The organism is Streptomyces bambusae (assembly GCF_020532645.1).
GTDB classification, from domain to species: Bacteria; Actinomycetota; Actinomycetes; order Streptomycetales; family Streptomycetaceae; genus Streptomyces; species Streptomyces bambusae.
Window position 1 is genome coordinate 16,840 of record NZ_JAJAUZ010000039.1, and the last position, 21,475, is coordinate 38,314.

General features: G+C 71.7%; 33 protein-coding genes. 4 read left to right on the plus strand and 29 right to left on the minus strand.

What is annotated here, in order from left to right; genetic code table 11:
- Positions 1-4: 4 nt before the first annotated feature.
- Genes LG634_RS24590 through LG634_RS24650 form a run of 13 tightly spaced genes read right to left on the minus strand, consistent with a single transcriptional unit; the run spans position 5 to position 9,286 of the window.
- A complete protein-coding gene (locus LG634_RS24590) occupies positions 5-3,205 on the minus strand; it encodes a phage tail family protein (RefSeq protein WP_226736350.1) in 3,201 nt (1,066 codons plus the stop codon).
- 15 nt (positions 3,206-3,220) lie between these two features.
- Positions 3,221-3,370 (minus strand): hypothetical protein, encoded by a 150-nt coding sequence (locus LG634_RS24595; RefSeq protein WP_226736352.1) that lies wholly within the window; start codon positions 3,368-3,370, stop codon positions 3,221-3,223.
- Between the two features lie 44 nt (positions 3,371-3,414).
- On the minus strand, positions 3,415-3,915 hold the full coding sequence (locus LG634_RS24600) for a DUF7426 family protein (protein ID WP_226736354.1): 501 nt from the start codon (positions 3,913-3,915) through the stop codon (positions 3,415-3,417).
- Positions 3,912-4,382 (minus strand): phage tail tube protein, encoded by a 471-nt coding sequence (locus tag LG634_RS24605; protein WP_226736355.1) that lies wholly within the window; start codon positions 4,380-4,382, stop codon positions 3,912-3,914. The genes LG634_RS24600 and LG634_RS24605 overlap by 4 nt, the downstream gene beginning before the upstream one ends.
- A 14-nt stretch (positions 4,383-4,396) precedes the next feature.
- Positions 4,397-4,828: a minor capsid protein gene (locus LG634_RS24610; protein ID WP_226736357.1), complete on the minus strand. Its 432-nt coding sequence runs from the start codon at positions 4,826-4,828 to the stop codon at positions 4,397-4,399.
- A 48-nt stretch (positions 4,829-4,876) separates the two neighbouring features.
- Entirely contained in the window at positions 4,877-5,230 is a 354-nt protein-coding gene (locus LG634_RS24615) for a hypothetical protein (RefSeq protein WP_226736359.1), read from the minus strand.
- On the minus strand, positions 5,227-5,541 hold the full coding sequence (locus LG634_RS24620) for a hypothetical protein (protein ID WP_226736361.1): 315 nt from the start codon (positions 5,539-5,541) through the stop codon (positions 5,227-5,229). The genes LG634_RS24615 and LG634_RS24620 overlap by 4 nt, the downstream gene beginning before the upstream one ends.
- Positions 5,535-5,954 carry a hypothetical protein gene (locus LG634_RS24625; RefSeq protein WP_226736363.1) on the minus strand — a complete coding sequence of 140 codons (420 nt, stop codon included), beginning with the start codon at positions 5,952-5,954 and terminating at the stop codon, positions 5,535-5,537. Before LG634_RS24625 ends, LG634_RS24620 begins: the two co-directional genes overlap by 7 nt.
- Before the next feature lie 12 nt (positions 5,955-5,966).
- A complete protein-coding gene (locus LG634_RS24630; RefSeq protein WP_226736365.1) occupies positions 5,967-6,476 on the minus strand; it encodes a hypothetical protein in 510 nt (169 codons plus the stop codon).
- 10 nt (positions 6,477-6,486) lie between these two features.
- Positions 6,487-7,074, minus strand: coding sequence for a hypothetical protein (locus tag LG634_RS24635; protein WP_226736367.1), 588 nt, complete (start codon positions 7,072-7,074; stop codon positions 6,487-6,489).
- Positions 7,071-7,415: a hypothetical protein gene (locus LG634_RS24640; RefSeq protein ID WP_226736369.1), complete on the minus strand. Its 345-nt coding sequence runs from the start codon at positions 7,413-7,415 to the stop codon at positions 7,071-7,073. The genes LG634_RS24635 and LG634_RS24640 overlap by 4 nt, the downstream gene beginning before the upstream one ends.
- A 2-nt stretch (positions 7,416-7,417) precedes the next feature.
- Positions 7,418-8,482: a major capsid protein gene (locus tag LG634_RS24645; protein WP_226736371.1), complete on the minus strand. Its 1,065-nt coding sequence runs from the start codon at positions 8,480-8,482 to the stop codon at positions 7,418-7,420.
- A 15-nt stretch (positions 8,483-8,497) separates the two neighbouring features.
- The gene (locus LG634_RS24650) at positions 8,498-9,286 is read right to left on the minus strand and encodes a hypothetical protein (protein ID WP_226736373.1); all 789 of its coding nucleotides are present in this window, start codon (positions 9,284-9,286) and stop codon (positions 8,498-8,500) included.
- A 213-nt stretch (positions 9,287-9,499) separates the two neighbouring features.
- On the opposite strand from LG634_RS24650, the gene LG634_RS24655 reads away from it, so the two are divergent.
- Positions 9,500-9,754 carry a hypothetical protein gene (locus tag LG634_RS24655; RefSeq protein WP_226736375.1) on the plus strand — a complete coding sequence of 85 codons (255 nt, stop codon included), beginning with the start codon at positions 9,500-9,502 and terminating at the stop codon, positions 9,752-9,754.
- Here LG634_RS24655 and LG634_RS24660 read toward each other — a convergent pair.
- The 16 genes from LG634_RS24660 to LG634_RS24730 all read right to left on the minus strand — a co-directional run bounded on the left by LG634_RS24660 (position 9,751) and on the right by LG634_RS24730 (position 19,862).
- On the minus strand, positions 9,751-10,899 hold the full coding sequence (locus LG634_RS24660) for a phage minor capsid protein (RefSeq protein WP_226736376.1): 1,149 nt from the start codon (positions 10,897-10,899) through the stop codon (positions 9,751-9,753). The two genes, LG634_RS24655 and LG634_RS24660, sit on opposite strands and share 4 nt — an antisense overlap.
- 10 nt (positions 10,900-10,909) lie before the next feature.
- Positions 10,910-12,478 carry a capsid protein gene (locus tag LG634_RS24665; RefSeq protein ID WP_226736378.1) on the minus strand — a complete coding sequence of 523 codons (1,569 nt, stop codon included), beginning with the start codon at positions 12,476-12,478 and terminating at the stop codon, positions 10,910-10,912.
- Positions 12,465-12,593, minus strand: a complete 129-nt coding sequence (locus LG634_RS37965) for a hypothetical protein (RefSeq protein ID WP_264203535.1) — start codon at positions 12,591-12,593, stop codon at positions 12,465-12,467. The genes LG634_RS24665 and LG634_RS37965 overlap by 14 nt, the downstream gene beginning before the upstream one ends.
- A 17-nt stretch (positions 12,594-12,610) precedes the next feature.
- On the minus strand, positions 12,611-12,772 hold the full coding sequence (locus LG634_RS24670) for a hypothetical protein (RefSeq protein ID WP_226736380.1): 162 nt from the start codon (positions 12,770-12,772) through the stop codon (positions 12,611-12,613).
- A complete protein-coding gene (locus LG634_RS24675; RefSeq protein WP_226736382.1) occupies positions 12,769-14,058 on the minus strand; it encodes a PBSX family phage terminase large subunit in 1,290 nt (429 codons plus the stop codon). The genes LG634_RS24670 and LG634_RS24675 overlap by 4 nt, the downstream gene beginning before the upstream one ends.
- Positions 14,048-14,563 carry a helix-turn-helix domain-containing protein gene (locus LG634_RS24680; protein WP_226736384.1) on the minus strand — a complete coding sequence of 172 codons (516 nt, stop codon included), beginning with the start codon at positions 14,561-14,563 and terminating at the stop codon, positions 14,048-14,050. The genes LG634_RS24675 and LG634_RS24680 overlap by 11 nt, the downstream gene beginning before the upstream one ends.
- Positions 14,564-14,664: 101 nt before the next feature.
- Positions 14,665-15,249, minus strand: coding sequence for a DUF4352 domain-containing protein (locus LG634_RS24685; protein ID WP_226736386.1), 585 nt, complete (start codon positions 15,247-15,249; stop codon positions 14,665-14,667).
- Between the two features lie 62 nt (positions 15,250-15,311).
- Positions 15,312-15,530: a helix-turn-helix domain-containing protein gene (locus tag LG634_RS24690; protein ID WP_226736388.1), complete on the minus strand. Its 219-nt coding sequence runs from the start codon at positions 15,528-15,530 to the stop codon at positions 15,312-15,314.
- Between the two features lie 126 nt (positions 15,531-15,656).
- The gene (locus LG634_RS24695) at positions 15,657-15,998 is read right to left on the minus strand and encodes a hypothetical protein (protein ID WP_226736390.1); all 342 of its coding nucleotides are present in this window, start codon (positions 15,996-15,998) and stop codon (positions 15,657-15,659) included.
- Positions 15,999-16,196: 198 nt separating this feature from the next.
- Entirely contained in the window at positions 16,197-16,454 is a 258-nt protein-coding gene (locus LG634_RS24700) for a hypothetical protein (RefSeq protein WP_226736392.1), read from the minus strand.
- Between the two features lie 7 nt (positions 16,455-16,461).
- Positions 16,462-17,211, minus strand: a complete 750-nt coding sequence (locus LG634_RS24705; protein ID WP_226736394.1) for a hypothetical protein — start codon at positions 17,209-17,211, stop codon at positions 16,462-16,464.
- A complete protein-coding gene (locus LG634_RS37970; RefSeq protein ID WP_264203536.1) occupies positions 17,208-17,711 on the minus strand; it encodes a hypothetical protein in 504 nt (167 codons plus the stop codon). Before LG634_RS37970 ends, LG634_RS24705 begins: the two co-directional genes overlap by 4 nt.
- Positions 17,708-18,259, minus strand: a complete 552-nt coding sequence (locus LG634_RS24715) for a hypothetical protein (RefSeq protein WP_226736395.1) — start codon at positions 18,257-18,259, stop codon at positions 17,708-17,710. Before LG634_RS24715 ends, LG634_RS37970 begins: the two co-directional genes overlap by 4 nt.
- A complete protein-coding gene (locus tag LG634_RS24720) occupies positions 18,259-19,221 on the minus strand; it encodes a hypothetical protein (RefSeq protein ID WP_226736397.1) in 963 nt (320 codons plus the stop codon). Before LG634_RS24720 ends, LG634_RS24715 begins: the two co-directional genes overlap by 1 nt.
- Positions 19,222-19,293: 72 nt before the next feature.
- Positions 19,294-19,545, minus strand: a complete 252-nt coding sequence (locus LG634_RS24725; protein WP_226736399.1) for a hypothetical protein — start codon at positions 19,543-19,545, stop codon at positions 19,294-19,296.
- On the minus strand, positions 19,542-19,862 hold the full coding sequence (locus LG634_RS24730; RefSeq protein ID WP_226736401.1) for a hypothetical protein: 321 nt from the start codon (positions 19,860-19,862) through the stop codon (positions 19,542-19,544). Before LG634_RS24730 ends, LG634_RS24725 begins: the two co-directional genes overlap by 4 nt.
- Before the next feature lie 164 nt (positions 19,863-20,026).
- On the opposite strand from LG634_RS24730, the gene LG634_RS24735 reads away from it, so the two are divergent.
- The 3 genes from LG634_RS24735 (at position 20,027) to LG634_RS24745 (ending at position 21,087) form a co-directional block, all read left to right on the plus strand.
- Positions 20,027-20,254, plus strand: a complete 228-nt coding sequence (locus LG634_RS24735; RefSeq protein WP_226736403.1) for a hypothetical protein — start codon at positions 20,027-20,029, stop codon at positions 20,252-20,254.
- Between the two features lie 86 nt (positions 20,255-20,340).
- Complete coding sequence (locus LG634_RS24740) at positions 20,341-20,811, plus strand: hypothetical protein (protein WP_226736405.1); 471 nt, start codon at positions 20,341-20,343, stop codon at positions 20,809-20,811.
- A 42-nt stretch (positions 20,812-20,853) separates the two neighbouring features.
- Positions 20,854-21,087, plus strand: a complete 234-nt coding sequence (locus LG634_RS24745; protein ID WP_226736407.1) for a hypothetical protein — start codon at positions 20,854-20,856, stop codon at positions 21,085-21,087.
- Positions 21,088-21,475 lie beyond the last annotated feature (388 nt).

A 21,475-nucleotide genomic window follows, 5' to 3' on the forward strand; every position in this document is an offset into this window, starting at 1 on the left:
CTGGTCAGGCGCGGCCGAGCGCGCGCACGACGTCGCCGCCGCCGTAGTCGATGACGATGTCCCGGATCAGCTCTCGAACCGCCGCCGGGCCGCGCACCTCGACGATCACCCGCGGCGACGGCACCGCCGCACCGCCACCGACGGCACCCGAGCCCCGGCCCGGCCCGCCGACCGTGGTGGACACGCGGGACGGATCGACGAGACCCGCCATCGTGGCGTCCAGCCGTCCGGCGCCCGCCCGGATACCGGCCGCGATGCCAGCCGGGATGTGCCGGCCGACCTCGCTGGCCATCACCCGCGACGGCGACCTGATCCCGAGCGCCTTCCGGATGGCGGCCGACATGCCCTTGGCGATGGCGAGCATCTGCCGCTCGATCGCCGACTTCTCCTTCTGGAGACCGGCGATCAGACCCCGGGCCGCCTGAATGCCCGCGCCGTACATGGCCTCGCCAGCCACCGAGCCAGCCTGCCCGGCCGCGGTCACCAGCTGCGCCTGCGTGGCGTTGATCTCCCGGATCTGCCCCGCGTTCGCGCTGGACAGCGCTGCCAGGGCGGAGGCGCCCTGCTCGACACCGGCCTGCGCAATCTGGGCGATCAGGTCGGACCTGACCCCCTTCTTCCGCAGCTGCGCAAGCTGGGCGGCGAACTGCTTGGCCTGCTCCATCTTGGCGCGCAGGTTGCCGAGCAGCTGCTCGGCGGCCATCGGCTCGCCGGCCGTGCCCTTGGTGATGTTGGCGCTGTCGAGCACGCCAGCCTTCACGTCCGCGGTGAGCTTGTCGCGCGCCTTGATCTGGTCCGCGAGCGCTGCGGTCGCCGCCCGCATGCGGACGGCGAGCCGCTCCTCGCGGGCCGCCAGGGTCAGCAGCGTGCCGGTGCCCCGGCTGATCGTGGCCAGCGCCTGATTCCGGGCCCGGCCGGGCCGCATGCTGTCCCGGACGATGTCCGCCAACCTGGTCGCAGCCGCCCGCACCTGCTTCGAGGTGCCCGTCATGCCGACGATCAGACCGCGGGCAATCCAGCGCCCCTGCGCCGTGGTGACCTTAGAGGGTGACGCAATTCCCAAGGCTTTTGCGATAGGCCCGGGGATGATGCGCCGCGCCCACGCCATGAGCTGTCCGCGAATCCAACCGCCCATGGCCTGAATTCCGCGCCACAGGCCCTGAACCACTGCGGTGCCCTTGGAATAGAGCAGCGAGCCCAAGTTGCCGAGCGCGTTGGCCATCATGCCCGGCAGGCCGCGCAGCCAGGCCACGGCGGCCAGGGCTTTCTGGACGATGACCGTGCGGATCGTCGTCCAGTGCTTGATCATGAGGCCGATTGGCGTGAAATTCAGAAATGCCTGGTAGATCATGCTGGGCACGCGTCGGAGCCATCCGACAATCGCGCTCCAGGCTGCGGATGCACCGGACTTGATGGAGTTCCAGTGCTTCATGATCAGGCCGGGGAGCGTGAAGTTCATGAAAATCTGAACCATGAAATTCACTGCGGATTTAACCTTCTGCCAAATCCAATCCCACGCCGCGACCGTAAACGCCTTGATGCGGTCCCAGTTCATGACGATCAGCGCAACCAGGCCCACCACCGCCGCGATGATCCAGCCCACCGGGCCCATCGCCACGATCCACGACGCCGCCATCTGCGCCGCCCACACCACCGCGCGCGCCGCCATCATCACGAACGACGCCGCCGACGCAGCCGCCGCCCGGGCAACCGCCGCCACCCACGTGCCGATCGAGGCGAGCGCCGACCCCGTCCACGCCGCCGCAGACCGCAGCGCCGCGGCCGTCGACGCGGCAGCGATTCTGGCCATCGACGCCAGCCCGACCGCGTTCATCCGGACCCAGGCCGCGACCATCATGGCCGACGACCGCACCCACGCCACCGCCGCACGGGCAGCCGAAGCGACCGCCGCCGCGGCCATCCGGGCCCACGCCATGATGGCCCGGCCCGCCGCCGACTCAACGAACCGCGTCCGCGCGGCCACGATGGACAGCCACGCCGCGTGCGCCATCAGCCCGCCCTTGACCACCACCAGCACCGCAGCCAGGGCCTGAAGGACAGGCAGAGGGGTGGCGCTGACGAGCTGCGCCAGGATGGTGACGAGCTGCGTCGTTACGCCGAGCACCGGCCCGAGCGCCACCAGCAGAGACACGGCTGCCTCGGCCAGCGTGCCGAGGGTCTGGCCGCCGGCGGACGCCAGCTGAAGGAACTGTGCGAAGCCTTCGCTGCCCTTGAGGCTGGTGCCCCAGTTGGCGAAAGCGGCGGTCATGGCAACCAGCCCGCCTGTCACGCCGGCACTGGTCGGGAGGAAGGCCTGCATCAGGCCCATGAACCCCTTGGCGATGTTGCCGAGGGCGGTCACGAAGTTGGTGATGGCCGGGCCGGTGGCGGCGGCCATGTCGGCGGCCCACTGCTTGAAGCCGGCGGACTTGACCCCGGCGGACACCTTCGTGAGGAGTCCGCTGAAGGCGGTGGCCGCCGCCTTCACGAACGGGGTCAGCTGAGGCAGGAGTTGGCGCAGCAGCTGCATGCCCTGTGTGAAGACGGGCATCGTCGTGCCTGCCAGGCTGTCGCTCCAGTCCTGGTGGGCCTTCTTCAGCTTGGCCTGCTCCATGGCCGCCGCGCGGGTAGCCGGCGGCAGGTCCGCCAGCTGCGCCTGGTACGCCGCGTCCGCGTCCTTCGCCGCCTTCGAGGCGGCCTGGGACTCGGCAAGCGCGGCCTTGTACTCCTCGCCGCCCGTCGCCGCGAGCTTGGCCGCGGCGGCGGCTTTCAGCTGCGCCTTCGCGTGAGCGTCCTCCGCCGCCTGCGCAGCCTCTGACGCCTCCGTCATGGCCTCCAGCTGCGGCTGCGCAGCCAGCTTGAACGCCTGCACCCCGAGCTGGGCGGCGACTGCACCGGCCGCCACCGACCCGAGAGCCGTGGCCAGCGCCGCGGCCGCCGGCACGCCCGCGCTGATTCCGGCCGCCGCCGGGCCGATCTTCTTGATGGCGCCGACCGCGCGCTCGGCGTGTGCGCTGATGCCGTCAGCGAAGCTGCGGCCGGCGGCCTCGCCCTCGGTGACGAACCTCCCGCGAAGGTCGCGGAGGCGTCCGTCGGCGTCGGTGGTCAGGCCGCGGAGCCGGAGCTGCGCGGCGGCCAGGCCGGCCCGCCACCCGCTGTCGTCCGCGCGGATTGTGGCCACCAGCTCGCCCACGTTGAGGGCCATGGAGCACCCCCTCGGCTACGTCGTCTTGGGCTCCGGCGGCGCGAAATGCCTGCTCAGGCGCGTCTCAGAGGAGAGGAGGCCGAGGATCCGCAGCCGCAGCCACCGCCACGACCGGGCCCGCAGCAGGCCCGGGGTGTCGAGGTCGATGCCGTACGTCTCGTGCATGTCGGCCTCGATCAGCGGCCATTCGGCGAGCAGCGCGCCCCACGTCAGGTCTGAGCGGCCTTGCGGGCGCGGGCGATAGCCGGCCGGGTACTCGTACCACTCCGCGAGCCCTGTGACGGGGTCGATTTCGCCGCACGGGATGAGGCCCGGCGCTGCTCCCTGTTGGCCGGGCCCTGCTGAGAAGGGCGGCCGTCCGCCAGCCAGTACGCCTCGGCGGCCTCCAGGCCCTGCGTGATCCACACGACCGCGGTCATCGCGACGTGCCGGAACCGCGGCCAGTCCAGCTGGGCGAGGGCATCCTCGTACGCGGGCCCGAGCGCCGTCCGGTAGAGGTCCAGCTCCTGGGCGTCGTCGAGGACGTCCGTGCGGATGTCCTCCGCGCCGGCCGCCAGCTGGAGGCCCACCTCCATGAGGCGCTGCACCCGGAGGCCGTCCTCGGCCGAGACGCCCGGGATGACGAACTCGCGAACCTGCCCGTCCGTGCACCGGACGGGCAGTGTGAGCGAGTCGTCGAGGAACTCGTCGAGAACCTTCAGCGTGCTCACGGGGTCACCGGGTTCGTGATCAGGTTCAGCTGGCCGGTGCCCTTGAGGGTCACCTTCACCTGCCCCAGGGCCTTGTAGTCGCCGCCCTGGTCCTCCCATTCGACCAGCACGGTCCCGCTGTACGCCTCCGGGCTGCCGTCGCGTTTGTAGAAGCGGACGCCGACCTTCGAGGCAGCGTCGAAGCCGAACGAGACCGTCCGCAGCTTCTCGTGCACCGTGCTGAAGGTCGTGGAGTCCTCAGACACCTTGCGGTTGAAGGTGGCCTCGATCTGCCAGGACTGGCTCGTCTTGGTCGACTCCTCCCACCCCTCGGAGTCGTAGGTCGTGGAGTCCTCGAAGTTCGGCGGCCACGTCGGCTGAAACTCCGTGATCGCCGGGCACAGCTGCCAGTCCGGCGTCAGGTCCGGGCCCATATTGACGTCCATGCGCCAGTGACGGGCGAGTGCGACTTCGGTGGGCGTCGACATGACGGCCCCTCCTTCTATTCGTGCGCGTAGGGGGAGGGCCGTGTGGCCCGGATGTAGTAGGTGGCGGAGATCTCCTCGCGCCCATGCGGGTCCTGGCCCATCGGGCCCTCGGACTCCCGCCAGATCAGGCCGACGCGCGTGGTCCCGAACAGCAATGCCTCCCGGCCGTGGAGTTCGTCGCGGACGAGGTCGGCCAGGTCGAGCACCGCGGTGGGATCGAGCCCTTCACGCATGCGGACCTGCATGCCGGTGATGACGTCCGTGAGGCCGGTGTCCTCCACCGGGTACGGAGTCAGGCAGATGACCCGGGTCGGCTCTTCCGGCATCACGCCGTAGGTGATCGCGTGCGTGCCCTCGGCGTACACGCCGTCCGGTTCGTACACGCCGAGCCCGGCATCGGACAGCAGCGCAGCGACACCGGTGACGAGGTCGCGGGTGTAGCCCACAGGCGCACCTCCCCACGCGGGTCAGGCGCCCGCGTGCGGGCGTACGGGTCAGCCGCGGAGCCAGTCCCGCAGGGACACAGCCATCAGCCGCGCGACGGTCTCTCTGGAGTCGTTGACCGCGGACTCCAAGTACTTCGCGCGGCGGCCGGGGAGATGCCGCCAGGTCAGCTCTTCGTGCTGGCGGACGGCGTACACGGTGTCGTACGAGATCGTCCCGTTCAGACCCTCGCGCGACGCCTTGCCGGAGCGTTCGAGGGTGCCCTCCTCCAGCGGCACCCGCGAGTTCGAGACGCCGAGCACGTGCTCCAGCGCCCGATCGAGCCCCCGCTCCGCTACCCGCCGGCCTCGCTGAGTCCACAGCCGGTCCCCGGTCCACTCCATGCGGGCGTACTGCGGGCTCATAGCAGCCTGAGTTCGAGGTGATTGGGGGTGGGCAGGGTGCCGCCGTCGTGCCGCCGGGACTCGATGACGGTGGTCCGCCGTCCGGCTGGCAACGTGACGCGGCTCTTCACCGGGACGGTGGGCCCGAGCCGGGTGTAGACGGTCGCGGTTGAGGTGATCTCGTCGCCCTCTGGGGAGCGGACCAGCCTGGTCTTGTCCTGCGCCAGGCACTTGATGGTGAAGGCTGGGCCGTACTTCGGTCCGGATGGGCCGGTGCCGAGGTACGGCTCGACCGTTGCTTGGTGGACGAGGAGAGCGCTGGGGATCAGCACGACGCGACCACCCCCATCACGAACTTGTCCGGGGTGAGGTCGGGGCTGCGGAGCGCGTCCCCGACCGCCGGAGCCACCTGCCGGCCGGGCGAGTCCGCCCCGCTGACGGAGGTGACCGACCGGCCCAGTTGCACATCGCCGATGCGCACGCTGCCCCAGCCGGCCAGCCCGGCACCGGTTACATCCCCGGTCTCGACGCCCCACTCCGCCTGCGCACACACCGCGCGCGTGAACGCGGCCGCGACCACCGCGTCCGTGGGGAGGCCGGTCGCGTCGTCGGCCCGGTACCAGCAGTACCGGAACACGTTGGCGTCGAGGAACTTCGAGGCCCTGGCGAGGCGCCCGTCGATATCGGCGGGCGCCGTCCCGTACGTGTACGCCTCGTACTGCTCGGCGGTCGCGTAGACCCGCACGACGACCACCTCCTACGCGGAGCAGCCGATGATGCCGATGTCGTACGTCACCGACGTGCCGGCCGCGGAGTTGAGGATCTTGAGCTGGTCCCCGGTGCCGGCGGTCACTGCGTAGCACGTTGCGTCGGCCACGCCGGTCACGAGGCAGATGCTTGTGCCGGGACGCAGGGTCAGCGTGTGCGTCGCGCCGAGCAGCGCCGCCCAGGCGTTCGACGTCGCGTTGCCGACGACGACGTTGTTCGTGTTCGCCGCGGACGCTGCGATGTACAGGCCCTTGATCCGGGCGAACGTGATCGTGGCGCCGAACGCGTCCACAAGCACGCCCGCCAGGTCGAGATCCTCGCTGGCAGACGCTGCGAGCGTCCGTCGGTCGGACCAGATTCGGTCCGCCTTGCCCGCTCCGGTGCCGGTGGACCAGGTCGTCGCGTCCCGGATCTTCAGGTCCATGGCCGGGGTGGCGAGGTCCAGCGGGTTGGTCTGGACGCCGTTGAGCGCGACGGACGCTGAGGAGGTGAGTGCCATGCCCGCCTCCTCAGGTGATCACGACGTACGGCGCGAAAGTCTTCGCCGTCGGGGTCGCGATCGTGGCGGGCGCCGTCGTGGTCAGCGACGAGCCGGACGACTGGGACAGGTTCCGCTCGCCGGTCACGATCGCCGGAGCGGCCGCGCAGCCGAGCAGGGTGGGGGTCGCGGTGGCCTTGACCATGATGCCGACCCAGTAGATGCCGGACTCGGTGATCGTCTTCGGCGTGGCCAGCGCGAGGTTCTTCGTGGTGTTCGCCGCCCACGCGGTGGTCGTCTGGTCCGCGGTCTGTCCGAGCAGGGCCGGGGTGGCCGCGTTGCTGTACAGGGCGAACCAGTAGTTCGTGGGGGTGTCCGCCGCGGTCGCGCCGGAGCGGACCGCGATGTTGGTGACCACGTCCCCGGCGTGCAGGTAGATCGGCACGGACGTCATGACCTGGGTGGTCAGTGCTGTCTGGCCGGTGTCGCCCGCCGAGTCGTACAGGCCGACCCGCGGCATGCTGCGCCGGAAGTAGGTGTCCGGGCTGGCCGGGTCGGAGGCGCCGGCGTATGCGAGGAGGTCGCGGACGTTGCGGTTGTAGCCGCCGAGCTGCGTCACGACGCTGCTCCCTTCTTGAGGATGGTCGCGCGGGCCTCGCCCGCCTCTTCAGCGGCGAGCACGCGGGCCCGCTCGTCGTCGTCCGCGTCGTTGAGGTACGCGATCACCTCGGCCACGGTGTGGGCGGCCGGGTCGAACGCGTCGTCGGCGTGCGGGTCCGGCTCGGCCGGGTCCTCGCGGACTGTGCCGCTGTCCGTGATCCGGTAGCCGCGCCGGTGGAAGTACGCCAGGGCCGCGGTCGCGCCGCCCGCCCCCGGGTCGAGGGTGGCTTCGCCGCGGGAGAACTGAACGCCAGCGACCTCGCCGGAGAAGCCGCTCTCGGGACTGTTGATGGTGATCACGGTTAGGCCACCTTGATGTTCCGGAGCGCGCCGCACGCCTTTACGTTGCGCAGCACCATGGCCGCCGGGCCCATCTCGATCTCGCCGGTCTTGACCGCGCCGGACTGCGAGAAATCGGGCATCCACGTCTGGACCAGCGGGTTCCCGGCCACCGACGCACCGTGCAGCGCGTCCAGACCGAAGCTGGCCGCGTACAGGTCGGTGAGGTTCGTCGACGTGCCGGAGTCCGCGGAACCGCCGTGCGTCCGGGTCTCGTTCGGGATGATCGGCGCGGCCCCGAGGGCGTTGTCGCCGAGGTCGACCAGCACCCACGGGCCGTACCGCTCGATCTGCCGGCCAAGGTCGTCCCGCTCCTGCGTGTAGATGCCAGCCCACCGAGCGAGCGCCCGCATGCGGGTGATGCTCCGGGTGTTGCCCAGGATCGCCTTCACGCCCGGGGGCAGGGCGCCGGGCATGCCCTGGTCACCGCCGCCGGTGTGAGACGGCACGATCCGCGACAGCCAGTCGTCGACCACGTCGAGCTGCGACATGGCCTCGGCCTGGGTGTCGATGGTGCCGCGGGTCCAGTCGAGGATGCCCGTCGTGATGCCCTCGGTGAGGGGCACGTACTCGGTTGCCTGCCCCGTGAGGCTCTTGTCGAGGCCGTCGTAGCCCGCCGCGTCCACGGCCACATCGCCGTTGATCAGCTCGTCCTGGAAGCGGGTCCGGGTCGCGGTCAGCAGCTGCTGCATCTGGAAGCTGACCTCGTTCGACGCGGCCTGGCCGAGGTTCGCAAGGACCCGGTCCACGGAGAATGCTCCACCGAGGGGCTTGAGTGCCACGGTGAACTGCTGGCGCGCGGCCTGCCCGGGGGTGTACTCGGCGTTGAGCTGCCGGAACTGCGCGGAGCGGGCTGCGGTGAGGCGGACGTAGCCGTACGTCAGGCTGGCGCCGCCGGTGCCCGGGGTGACGGTGTCGTCGAACACCATCTGGTCGAGAAGCCAGCTGTACCGGCGGAGGTTGTCGATGACGGCGTAGTCGATGTCGGCCTGGCTGTTGACCTGGGCCTGGGCAAGAGTGATGGGCACGGGGTCCTCCTGTGGTTACGTGCCGAAGGTGGAGCGCACTGCGGCGCTCAGAGATGTAGGGCGCTGGCGCGTGCTGCCTTCGCCGGTTCCGCCGGAGAGGTCGCTGCCAGACGCTGAGGCGACCGTGGCGGAAGCGAACTGCGGGTTCGCCTTGACGGCCGCCTTGATGGCGTCGTCGAGGGCAGTGGTGAAGCCCTTCGCAGAGGGGTCGAGCGCGGCGAGCGCTGTGACGAAGCTGCGGGAATCGAGGAGCGCCGCAGCCCGTGCGCCGGCCTTGTCAGCGCGGGCCCACACGGCGAGTTCGACGTCCTTTGCCTGAAGTTCCTTGCCCTGGTCGGCGATCGTGACGTCCTTCTGCGCGATCGCCGCGGCGAGGGCCTTGGGGTCCGGCGGCGTGTCCTCGGCGACCAGACCGAGGGCCTTGGCGAGCTTCTCCGTGAGCGCCTTAACCGCGTCGTCGGCGGCCTGAGCCTTGGCGGCGGTCCGGTCCTTCGCGGCTTCCTTTCGGGCGTCCGAGGCTTCCTTCTCCAGGCGCTTGATGGTGGCCGCAGGGTCCTCGCCCGCAGGAGCGCCCTGCGTGCTGGCCTGTGCGGATGCCTGTCCGGACTGCTGTCCGGATCCGTCCGAACTCTGTCCGGACTGTCCGCCGTCACCGCCTGCTGCTCCGTCGCCGCTGCCGGATCCGGAGCCGTCGCCGTCCCCTCCGTCCGCGTACAGGTACGGGTCGAAAGGGCCCGTGCGGTAGGGGTGCGACCAGGCGGCGGCGCGCAGGGTGTGCGCGCGGGCGAGGGTGCGTCGAGGCATGGGGTGCCCTCCAAGGGCGTCGGCGGTCCGCGCCTGGCGGTCCGCAGGGGGTTGGGCGCCGCGCCTGGCGGTCGCCGGGGTGTGGCCGCGGGGCGGCCGGGTGGTGCTGGAGGTGACCCGCGCCCGGCGGGTCGGTGGTCCCGGCCCGCTCCAGGCGCGCCGAAGTCTGCGAAGCCCCACATGGGGCGCCGTCGGCGCGTAACGTGCCGACACATGGTTGAGATCCAGTTCACGGGACAGTCGCCGGTCACAGGCCAGGCGACGTATACGTACAAGGACGACGGCAGCAGCGAGTACAGGTACGCCATCAACGACAACGGGACGCTGGCCATCTTCGAGAAGGAGAAGGGAGGCAACCTCGGCCGCACGGATGTTCCCGTCGCCGTGTACGGGGCTGCCGCGTGGTTCAGCGTGTCTGGCGACCCACGTACCTCGGCGGACGGTTCGAACAAGACGATGGGCTTCTAGCGGGCCTTGCCGATCTGCTCGCGCGCGGGCTTGCGCGTGAGGTGCTCGTGCGCGGCGACGTGCTCGCGCGCGGCCGCCTGCCAGCGCCGTACGTACGCGCCCGCGCGGGCCCGTGCGTCGTCGTCGAGGGCCGCGGCCTGGCGGCGCTTCCACTCGCGGATGTGACGCTCGATCGCCCGCTGCCGCTGCGTGTCCTCGTACGTCGTGCCGGGGGTCGCGTGCCGCGGGGGCCGCGTTGTCACGCCGGGCAGGTACGCCGCCAGGCTGTGACGGCAGTTCGGGTGGAACAGGCCGGCGCCGCGGGCCTCGGCAAGCGTCCCGGCAACCTGCACCTGCACGGTCTCCGGCGGCTGGAACAGCGCCCGCAGCCCGCCCGGCTGCATGGTGTGCTCGACGGTCAGGGTCTGCTCGCCGGCCGCGCCGGTGAGCGACAGCACCTTGCCCTCCCACGGCCGGCACAGTGGGCATTCGAGGGGCGCGTCCGACACGATGACCAGCCCGACGCCCACGTTGGCGAGGGCGTCGATGTGCCCCTCGATCGCGGCTCGGGCGGCCACGGACCGCACGGCCATCTCGGCGTACGCGGCGAGTTCCCAGGACCGGCCGGACCGGTCCACGAACCCGGTGACCCCGCGCTGCGCGAAGGCGTTGAGCGCCCGCTGTGAGGCGGCGCGTCGGGTCTGCCCGGTGAGCAGCTGCGTGCCGGCGGCCTGGGTGGTCACGGTGCGGAAGACGTCGAGGATGCTGCGGGTGATCCGCTGGTAGAGCGGCCGGGTGTCCTGCGCGTACGAGGCCGCGAGCCGGTCCACGGCAGGCGCGTTCGGCGTCACCCGGCGGGCCTGCGCCTCCCGGCCGGTGTCCAGCGCGCCCAGCTCGGCCACGGCGGCCTGCTGCCCACGGTCGTAGGCCACAGCCAGGGCGGCCGCGACGGCCCCGGTCGCATCTTGCTCCAGAGACGCGGCGACCTCCTCAACCGCCTCCCGAAGGTCGCCGACCGTGCGCGCCTTCAGCTCGGCCCACCGCGGCGAGTCGATGCCCTCCGCGACGGCGCGCCGCAAAATGTCGATCAGGGCCAGCTCGGCGTCCTCGTACAGCATGCTGATCGCCGCGGCGAGATCCTCGGCGAGCGCGGGAGACACGGGCATGCCGCACCCCCTACTCGCCGAACGGGCCTCCGCCCGCGGCCGGGAAGCCGGGCCCGCCGTTGCCCTCGCTGCCGGTGAGCGCCGGGTCAGCGACGCTGCGGCCGGACTCGCGGAGGATCCGCTCGACCTCGGCGGCCTGCCAGTCTGCATCGCGGTCGGGGTTGACGAGCGCCACCAGCGCTTCCGTGCTGGCGGCCTCGCCCTGGCGGAGCAGAGCCGCAGACTCGGCAAGGTACTTCACGTCGTCCTGCACCGAGTCGGCGAACAACATCTCCGGCCGCTCAACCTCGACGCCGGCCCCCGGGAACAGGTCGGACGACTCCAGCATGAGGAGCGTCTCCACCAGCTCCGGGACGTAGACGCCCTCGACCTCGGACTTCCGAGCCCGGGTGGCCATCGACCGGGCGGTGCTGGCCTTGATCTCGGTCGCGGTGACGGCCGGCCCGCCGGAGTCGTCGCCGAACGTGCCGCTGCTGTAGCCCGCGTTGCGGACGACGCGACCGAACAGGTCGGCGATCGTGGCCTGGTGCTCGGCGTGCCGGATCGCGAACTGGTTGATCGTGATGCTCTTGTCGCCGGTCGGGGGGATGTTCATCTCCGCGTAGACCTCGCGGTCCTCCCACGCGACACCGCGGCCGGCGCCCTGCGACTGGAGGTAGCCGGACGGCACGATGATCCGCGACCGGGCGAGCCGGACGTCCCGCATCCACGACGTGTACGTCTCGTCGATGGCGCTGAGGAGGGTCTCGCTGCCCTGGTAGTCGGAGACGCCGAGGCCGGCCGAGCCTGGGAGGTCGTGCCAGTCCGGGGCGGTGGTGGTGTTCGGGATGTAGGCGCAGGCGAGGCGCTGCTCCATGCTGCGGGGAAGGGGCTGCACGGGCAGGAACCCGCGGGTCTGCTCGAACGCGGTGAGGTCGACGGGTCGGCCGAGGTTGTCCTCGGTGCCCTCGTACACACCGTGCAGGATCACGCCGGGCTCGTGCCGCTCCAGATGCCGAATGACCGTCTGGCCGTCGACGCCGAGCACCGTCCAGAAGGTGGCTCCGCGCAGCCGTTCGTGGACGAACGTGGGTGCCGCACCGTCGGCCCGGATCGTGGAGATCCACGGCTCTGGGCTGATCGCCTTGTCCCACACGATCCGCAGGTAGCCGCCGCCGAGCGCTGCGGATGCCTCCGCGCGGGCGAGGAGCGTGCGGCGCAGGCCCTCGGCCATGAGGCGTTCCAGGCGCTCCTGCGTCTGCGGGTTCTCGGCGATCAGGCGGGGCGGCTCGGAGTACAGCAGGTCGGCGGAGGTACGGGCGATATCCCGGGCGAGCGGCATGTGCAGGTTGGTGCGCTTCTCGCCGAAGGGGGTCGGCTCGCCCCAGAACCACCTGGCGACGGTGCCGACGATCCCGCCGCGGTACTGGCTGGGCCGGTTCTCCGGGGTCCCGTGCCGGTTCCGGCCGGACCCCTCCCGGGTGTACCGGTAGGCGAGCCGGTCCGGGGACGCGGACCACCAGGCGGCCCAGTCGGCGATGTCGGAGCGGATCGCCGGGTCGATCGGCGGCCACGGCGCGCCCTTCTCAGGCAGGGGCATCGGGCACCTCCTCGGCCGGCGGGTTCTCGTAGGCGTCCGCGGCAGCACGGAGGAAGGCGGCGATGTACCCGATCTCTGCCTCGGGTCCGTCGCCGGCGCGGAGGTAGATCGGCATACGGGGGAACGTGGCCATCAGACGCGCTCCCGTTCCGTCAGCAGCTCCGCCATGCGGACCCACGTGGAGGCCAGTTCCTCGTACCGTTCCATCAGGGGCTGGTTGGTCAGTTCCATCTCGGCGGCTTCCAGGAGGCGGGCGGCGTTGGCGAGGGCCTGCTCGGCGGTCGGCTTGCTCACGCGGCCACCTCCTCACGGGACGGGCGCAGCAGGTGGCGCCACTCGTGGGCGGTGGAGTGGAGGGCGTACCGGAGGGCATCCACCGAGTGGTCCGCCGTCTTCAGCGGTCTGTCCTCGCCCCGCTCGGCGGCCCGTTCGTCCCAGGCGTAGCCCGGGAGTTCCGCGAGGAGCCCCTCGCAGGACCGGTGGATCCGGAGGACGCCGCCACCGAGGGCGGTACCGACCGACCGGATCCCGTCGAGGACGGCGTTCGCGGCCGGCGCGATGCCGGGCACGTTGTCCGTCCACATCTGCGTCATGAAGGACGCCGCCGACGGGTCCACGAAAATCCACTCCGGGACGGCGCCCCGCGTCCCGGGCTGGCCCGGGGGCCGGACGTTCGCCAGCCAGTCCTGCACCGCGCGGGAGTACTGCGCGTCGGTGAGCTGCCGCAGCGCGCGGGCGCTGTCGTGCCGGTACTCGGAGGCGGCGTACAGCCGGTTGTCGGCGCCGAGCCCGATGAGGACTGCGGCGAACGGGTTCGTGGTGCCGTAGTCGATGCCGACCGCGGTCCAGCGGTGCATGACCGGCATGTCGTCGACGACGTGCTGCTGCGCGTCGAACATGTCGTACACCGAGCCGGAGGCGAGGCACCACTCGCCGAGGATGAACCTTCTGTACCAGAGCCCCGTGTACTGCGCTTTCAGGCGGGCCACCATGGCCGGGGCCAGCGACGGGTTGTCGTCGATGGTGAAGTGCCAGTGCCGCAGGCCGATGTCGGCCCGGCTCAGGATGAAGTCCCGCCTCAACCAGTGGAACGGACCGTCGGGGTTCGTCGTGGCCATGAGCCGGGAGGCGTCGCCGACCCGGAGCCGGGACAGCAGCATCATCCAGAACGGATGCGGAATCAGCGTGGCCTCGTCCACGTAGGCGAGGACGATGGTGGAGCCGCGGATCCGGCCCTCGGCGCGAGCATCCGACGCGCCGACGAGGTGCACGGTGCGGCCGAGGATCGTGGCCGTGGTCGATCCGGCGGTGTGCTGCACGTGCGCGGCGAGCGGCCCGAACAGGTGGCTGGACTGGAGGGGGTCGAGGAGGTTGCGCTCGATGGTGTTCAGGCTGCGGCCGACGATGACCACGAGCCCCTGGTCGGGGGCTGCCGCCAGCCGGATCAGGAACGCCAGCAGCGAGGCGATCGTCTTGCCGGACGACACGGCCCCGGACCACAGGGCGATCGGGGCGTCCTGGGCCTCAACGATCGAGCGGATCTGCGCGGCGGACAGGGGCAGGGGGACGTCACGGAGCATCACCGGCCCCCTCGGTGTCCATGGCCTGGTAGGCGGCGGTGAGGCCGGCGGCGAGCTGGCCGAGCATGCTCTTCGCGTCGGCGACGCCGTTGTCCGTGTTCAGCGCCTCCAGCTTCGCGGCCTGGGCGGCGGCGGCCCCGGAGGCTTGGACGAGGTTCCGCACGTCCTGGGTCGGCAGGTCGGGGGCCGTGTACTTGACGACCTTGCCGATGGAGACCTCGGTGATGTGGTGCTCGTCGCGTTCGAGGCGGGCGAGGATCTTCTCGGCCTGGGCGTAGTACCGCTCGATGAGGGCTGCGCGGCGGGCCCGAGTGTCGATCATGCGGGCCTCCGTAGCGACGGCGGTGGCCGTCCGGTCGAAGGGGAGGCCGAGGTCGGCGCAGATGAGGCTGATGGTGCGGGTGCCCCGGCCGATCTCGCGGGCGATGGCGTTGCGGCCGAGGCCCTGCGCGTGGAGGTCGCGGATCCGCTGGCGTTCGGCGTCGGTGACGCGGCCGGTGGCCATGGCGTCACCTCCCGAACGGGGCCGCCGCCCGGGGCGTCTACCGCGCGCCCTCGTGCGCGGGAGCCAGCCGGGCGGCGGGTCCTAGGGTGTGCCGGCGGTGGCTACTTGATGTTCCACTGGCCGGTCTGGGGGCCGAAGCCCGAGTTGAGGGCGAAGTGCAGCTTCGCGATCTTCGAGGCCTTGGGGACCTCGAACACGATGTAGCCGAGGGCCTTGTCGCCGGGTGCGATTGTCGTGCTGGCCGGAAGTTCGGGGCCGGCGGTGATGCCCATGGTGAGGGCGGCGGTGAACTGCTGGCCGGCTTGGTCGGCGACCTTCGCGCCGTTCGACGGCGAGTCGTTGTACGCGGCCTTGCCGGTGTTCGACAGCTCGATCTGGGCGGCGACGTACTTGTTGCCGTCCTTGGGCTGCATGAACTCTTCCTTGGACTTGGCCGGGTCCACCCACTGCTTGATGGTGACGGCGATCTCCTCGCCGTCTGACTGGCCCTTGAGGGTGAGGGTGTCGCCGATCGCCGCGGTCTGCTTCTTCGGCGTGTCCTTCGGTGCGTTGTCGGCCGGCTTGGCGGCGGCTTCCTTGCTGGCGGCCGGCTTGTCCGGGGTGGTCTTGACCTCGGTGCCGGTGCAGGAGGTGAGGGCGAGTGCGGCGGCCGCGGTGAGGGCGGCTGCGATGTGGTGTGTGCGCATCCGGTCATGCTGGCCGGTCGGCACTGGCTGTGTGGGCGCTGTGACCGGTCTGTGACGCAGGTTCAGGCGGCCCGGCCGAGGATCCGCTGCGCCCGCTCCCGCACCTGCCGCTCAGCGGCTGCGAGTTGGCGCTGGCTGTAGATCGCTCGTCCGCGCTCGTCGTGCGCGGCCTCGCCGAGGATGCCGCGGTCGCGCCAGCTGTACAGCGTCTTGGGGCTGCGGCCGAGGAACAGAGCGGCCTCGCGGATGGTGAACCAGAGTTCGCCGCCTGCCTCGCGCATGCCCACCCCCGGAAACACGAAAGCCCTCACCGTGTGGTGAGGGCTGGTTTTGGGCGCACGTGTGGCGCTGCATTTGATTCTGCATAGAAAGATCAGCGGTGTCCAGCGAGTGCGAGTCTGGCTGGCTCAGTTGCCGGACAGAGACAGGTTGTCGAGTGTCCAGGTCTCGCCGTCGGGGGTGGAAGCCGTGCAGTCGTAGGTGTTGCGGATGCTGGCTCCGAAGCTGTTGTCGCTGTCAACGTGACCCATGACCTGGTACTTCCAGGGGGCGCTGCTGCTGATAGCGGTGACGGAGGTGTCGGACGCGCCGGAGAAGTTCGCGGACCCGGGCGACTTGAGGCGCTGCTTCACGAACTTCTCGCACATGATCGTGGCTTCGACGCCGTCGGCCGGTTCGCCTGATCCGCAGGCCGTGAGGGTGAGCAGGGTTGCTGCCGCGAGGGCGGTGGTGGTCGCGTGTGTGCGCATCACGACATGGTGGCGTGGTGGGCGCCGGAGTGTGACCGGAATGGCGGAGCTGAGGCAGGAGTGAGCCCCGTCGCGGGGTGGTGCGACGGGGCTCGTGGGGCGGCGTGAACCGAAGGGAGCTGCCGCCCGGCCTCCGAGGGCTGGTGCTGACGCTACGCCGGGCATGGCCGGGACAACACCCCTCGGGTGTGGCCGAATTCACTCGACCCAGGGTGGGGGGCCGGATCCGTAGATCTCCAGCCCGCCACCCTCCATCAGGAGCGCGGACACCGGCGGCCGGTTGGGGAGGTGTAGCTCGACAGGCTCGTACGTGAGCCCGACGGGGCCGGTCGGGTAGACGGTGCCGTGCCACTCGTCCTTGTGCGGGCCGATGCGGAGGGCGACGCGGACGGTGTGGGTGTCGACGCCGTCGTCGTGGGGCATGTGCAGCACGGCCGGGCCGTCGTACTCGCTCATCACGCCGTCATCCTCCCGCGGCCGGGCCGGCGCCGACCCGGTAATGCCGCATCTCGGCCGGGTCTTTGACGATGCGGAGCGCTCCGCCGCCGTGCTCCTCGACCTGTGGCTCCGCGGGCGTAGCTGTAGCTGTAGTTCCCCCTGTAGTCGTGTCCTGACCTGCGACAACTACAGCTTCGGCCGGGTCGGGGGAGGGGTTCGGGAGGGGCTGGGGGAGGTCGGTGACGGCCACCCCGGTGGACACCCGCCGGCCGGGCTGCCGGACGGACGGCGTGACGGGGATCCCGGCGGCCTTGCAGGAGGCCCGGACGGCGGCCGGGGTGACCGGCTGGCCGGTGGTCTTGGTGAGGTGTGCTGCGAGGGCGGCGATGTGCGCGCCCTGCCCGCCGGCGGCGAGGGTCCGTACGGCGGCCGCGAGGGTGGCAGCGTCGACGGGTGCGGCCGGGGTCTCGGCGGGGTCCTCCGTGGGGGTGTCGGCGGGGGCTCGGTGGGGGTCTCCGGCGCGCCACGCGGCGGCCGCGGCGGCGGCGACCGTCGGCCACATCAGCCACGTCCAGCGGTCGACCGCCTGCCACAGCAACCCCGCGGCGCCTGCGAGGAGGGCGGTGCGGAGCCAGCATCCGAGGGCGGCGGTCCAGCCGTCGAGGTCGTGCCGGCGGCCGGCGGCGACCCATGCGGTCAGGGCCTGCGAGGTGTGCCGCGCCGCGGCTTCCGCGCCCGCCCAGAGCCGGGCCGCGGCCGCCTGCCCCCGGGTCACAGGGACACCTCGCCGCGGACCAGGCCGTACGCCCAGGTGCCGAGCCCGTTGGCGGTGCCGGGCAGCCAGCCGAGCATGGCGGCGATGCCGGGGAGGAGTCCGAGGATGGCGCCGGTGGCGACGCCGCCGAGGATGCGGCGGCTGTCCTGCTGGCCGGAGGACCGGTACAGGAGTACGACGTAGGCGAGGTAGACGACAACGGCGACGCCGCCGGGGCCGGTGAGGGTGCCGGCGCGGGCCGTTTCGACGGGTGCAGCACTGGTGCCTGCGACGGCTTCGGTGGCGGTGTTCCCGGCGCGGGAGATGAGGCCGGCGATGCCGTGGGCGCCCCAGCCGAGGGCGCCGCCGGTGCACACGGTGGCGAGCGCGCCCAGGGTCCACCCGGAGACGAAGGGCAGCAATGCCTTCGGGTCGCGGCCGCCGTTCCACCAGGGGCGGAGGTTGGCGATGAGGATGATGATGCCGACGGCGACGCCGGCGAGGGACAGGCCGATGGTCACCGGTGTACTCCTGTGATGATCGTGACGATGTCGAACGGGTCGGCCGCTCCGGCGAGGCCGCCGATGGCGACGGCCAGGACGAACAGCCGGCGAACGCTGCCGCCGTGGCGGGAGATCCGGATCAGGACCAGGGCGAAGGGCACACCGGCGAGGGCGTATGCCTGCTGCGGCCCCCACTCGGCGCGGGCCTCGGCGACCATCCACGCCCAGGTGCTGGCTGCGGAGTGTCCGGTCCAGGGGATCGGGACGACGGCGAGCGCGAGGGCGGCGGCGGCCTGCCACGGGCTCCCCCATTGCCCGAGCCAGGCCCGGAGCCGTTCCCACCGGGTGGGGTCGGGCGGGGTGGGGAGCGGCAGCAGGGTGACGTGGACCTCGATCGGTCCGGGTGGGGGGCCGGGCACCTGGTGCCAGGCCGGCGGCCCGGGCGGGGCGGGAGGAACCGGCGGCGGGGGCGCCTGCCGCCATGGGGGCAGCTCGTCGGGCTCGGGCGGCCTCTCCGGGAGCGGGGCGCCGGGCGGGATCAGGCGGGTGATGGGAACCTCGGCCATCAGTTGTAGCCCTCCCCGCCCTGGCCGACGCCGGGCGCGTTCTTCTTCCGGGACAGGACGGTGCGGACGTAGGGCGCATCGACGGTGAGGCCGGTGTCGCGCTTCACGCGCTCCACGACGGCGGCCGCTTTCGCATCCGGGCCGAGGGCTGATGCGGCGTCGAGGATCGCGTCGCTCTTCGTGAGGCGCGCGGGCGTGCTGACCTGCGGCGCATCAGGCGCATCATCGCGTTCCAGGGTGATGCGGGACGGTGTGGCGCCCAGCACCAGGGCGACCTGCACCGGGGAGACGTGCACGCCGTACGAGACCAGCTCGGCCGCGAGGTCGGCGGGCGGCGCGGTGGGCTTGGCCGAGTGCGCGACACGGATGACGTCGGCCGGATCCATGGTGGCGAACTGCTCGCGCAGCACCTGTGATGCGGTGCGCGCCGGGCGATGCGGCTGCGGCGTCTCAGGTGATGCGTTGCCGGTGACGTGCTCGATGGCGCGGCGCTTCGTGGCGTTCCAGGCGTCGTCTCCGGCGAGGAGCCAGCCCCACACGCCGTACCGGGGCAGGGTCACGGGGACGTTGCCGGTGGCGGCGCGGTGGCGGGCCCGGTGCCCGGACCAGGCGAGGCCGGTGATGAGGAGCAGTGCGACGGTGGGGGTGGCGAACAGGAGGGTGGCGCCGAGGCCGCCGTCGATGTGGGTGGCGTGGAGCCGGTTGAGGTAGATGGAGACGCCGGCCATGCCGAGGGTGGCGAGGTGGGGGCCGAGGGCGGAGCGGTTCTCGGCGACGGCCTGTCCGGCGAGGTAGAGGGCGGCGATGGCGGTGCCGTCGAAGACGAGGGCGACGCCGAGGGCGAGCAGGTTGGGGACGTTGTAGATGTCGTGGGCGACGACGTAGAGGGACCAGCCGGTGATGCTGGCGGCGGCGATGCCGATGAGGCCGAGGGCGGCGCGCCAGATGAGGCGGTTGGGCACGGGTGCTCCGGGGTGGTGGGGGCCGGGCCTGCGCGGGTGGTCAGCGCGGGCCCGGCCCGGTCGAGGGGTGGGTCAGTGCGATACGTCGGTGCAGGGACGGCCGTCGGCGCAGGCCGGGCATGACGCCTTTGCCTCGCACCCGGAGCAGCTGCCCTTGGGCTCGTCGTCGTGCTCGACGCAGAGCACGTCCACGTAGGTCCCAGCGGTGCGCCGGTACGTCGTGGCGAGGGCCTGCTCGGCGAGTTCGAGGCTGCCGCACACGGTGGTGTCGTCGTCAAATTGGATGAGCGCGCGGCCAGCGGCGTTGAAGACGGCGTGGGTCATCGGACGGCCTCGGCGGTCTTGCGGAGCCGGAGGGCGTATTCGCCCCGTGTCTCGTCGGCGTACGGGCGGGGCATCGCGTCCAGCAGGGCGGCCGTGGTGGTTTCGGCGAGGGCGCTGTCGATGCCGCCGTGTTCGGTGCCGAGGCGCTGCGCGTAGTAGCGGCGGACGATGTCGACCATGCGGTCCTGGGGGCGGCTGGCGGTGAGGATGCCGGCGGCGACGAGGAGGAGCGTGCTCGTGGTGTCGGCGGTCTGCTCGTGGTGGGTGGCGCGGCGGAGGTGTTCGTCCGGCTGGCTGGCGTAGGTACGCTCGTGCATGGCTGTCCCCTGTTCTGGCAGGTGGATGGCTGGCCCCGGCCGGGCTTCCACACACCGACCGGGGCCGTTCTGTGTTGCTGAACTCAACGTAGCGACTTCGTTGCCATATGGCAATGAGGTCAGGGAAGATGGTGCCCATGACCGAGCCCGGAGGAGGGCCAGACATGGTGTCGTTCAGGGAGTTGGCGCGGCGCCTGGTGGCGGACGGCGTCGTGCCGAGCATCAGCCACCAGCGGATCTCGAAGCTGTCCCAGGACGACCCGGACTTCCCGCCCACGGTGCCTGTCGGCAGGTCCCGGGCGGTGGACTACAGGCTGGCCCGGCCGTACTTCGCTACCCGGAAGAGCCGACAAGGGCAGCGCACAGATCTCCAGCCGCCGGCCGACGAGTAGCCGTACACGCCGATGCCCCCGACCGTCCGCGGTCCGGGGGCATCGCGCTACGCTCGGGCACTCGATCGAACCTCTGGGGGTGGGACATGCGGTTGGCTCTGCGCGCGCTTGGCGTCGTCCTGGCGATATCCGGCGCGGGAGGCTGCTTCGGCTCCTCCGCGGAGCCTGGGCTCGCGGATGCCCGCGCTGCGTGCAAGGGGTGGGGTCGTGATTGGCAGGCGTCGAAGTCCGGGTCCTCCAGCTCGAAGGACATCACCGAGACTGACTGGGCCAGCCTCGCAAAGGCGATCGACCCGCAGGTCGAGGCGGCGGCCCTCGCGGCGCGGAAGGCTCCCCGATGGGATCGGCTGTCGAACGCCTGGACCGATCTTCAGATCGTGACCGACGAGCTGGCAGCGCTGGTGTCCGACGGAAGCGGTAGGACGAGCAGCACCGGGTCCGGGAACTGGTGGAACACGGACACGAGGGTGACGACGATGCCGCCATCGATCGCCGTGCGCCTGTCGGATCTGACCCGGATCATGAATCAGGAGTGCCGCAAAGCCCAGGCTGGGTGACGTCCGGATGCGTCCGAGCCCTTCCCGGCGGACGCTGGGATCGTGGACCGCGCCCGGATCGTCGTGCACCCGCCCGCTCCGACCGGCGGCCGGCGGGTTGTCGCGCACGTGCACGGCGAGGACACCATCCTCGGCACCGCGTACCGGCTGGCCGACGTGGCCGAGTTCCTGCGCCGCATCGGGATCGAGGACGCCGAGGAGCTACTCGCCAGCGAGGACCCACTGGTCGAATGGCGTCGCGGCGGCCGGGACGTGTGGGGGTCTCCACCGTCGTAGAGCTGGCCGCCGTACGCAGGGAGATGACGGATCCAGGGTGTCGCCCCCCAAGACGCCACCCTGGACCCGTGGCGTGGCGCCGCTGACCAAGGGCGTCGCCACGCGCCAGCCCGACCCTGCTCGGGTCCCAGCGGGAAGCGGGGCTGGCGATCGGCGACCCTCTCAGGGGGAGTGTGGGAGGGCCGCCTCCAGGTCGGCCGCCTGACCAGCCGACGTGTTGAACACTAGGCGGCGTGCGCGCTCTGTCTGATCATCCATCTGGCCGGAACTGGGTCTAGGCCAAGGAGCCGGAAGGCCCCACCCGAGTGGCGGGTGGGGCCGAGTCGCCAGCACCCGCAGCCAGCGATCGTCTGATGATGTGCTGCCACCGTACGGGCCCGGTCTGACA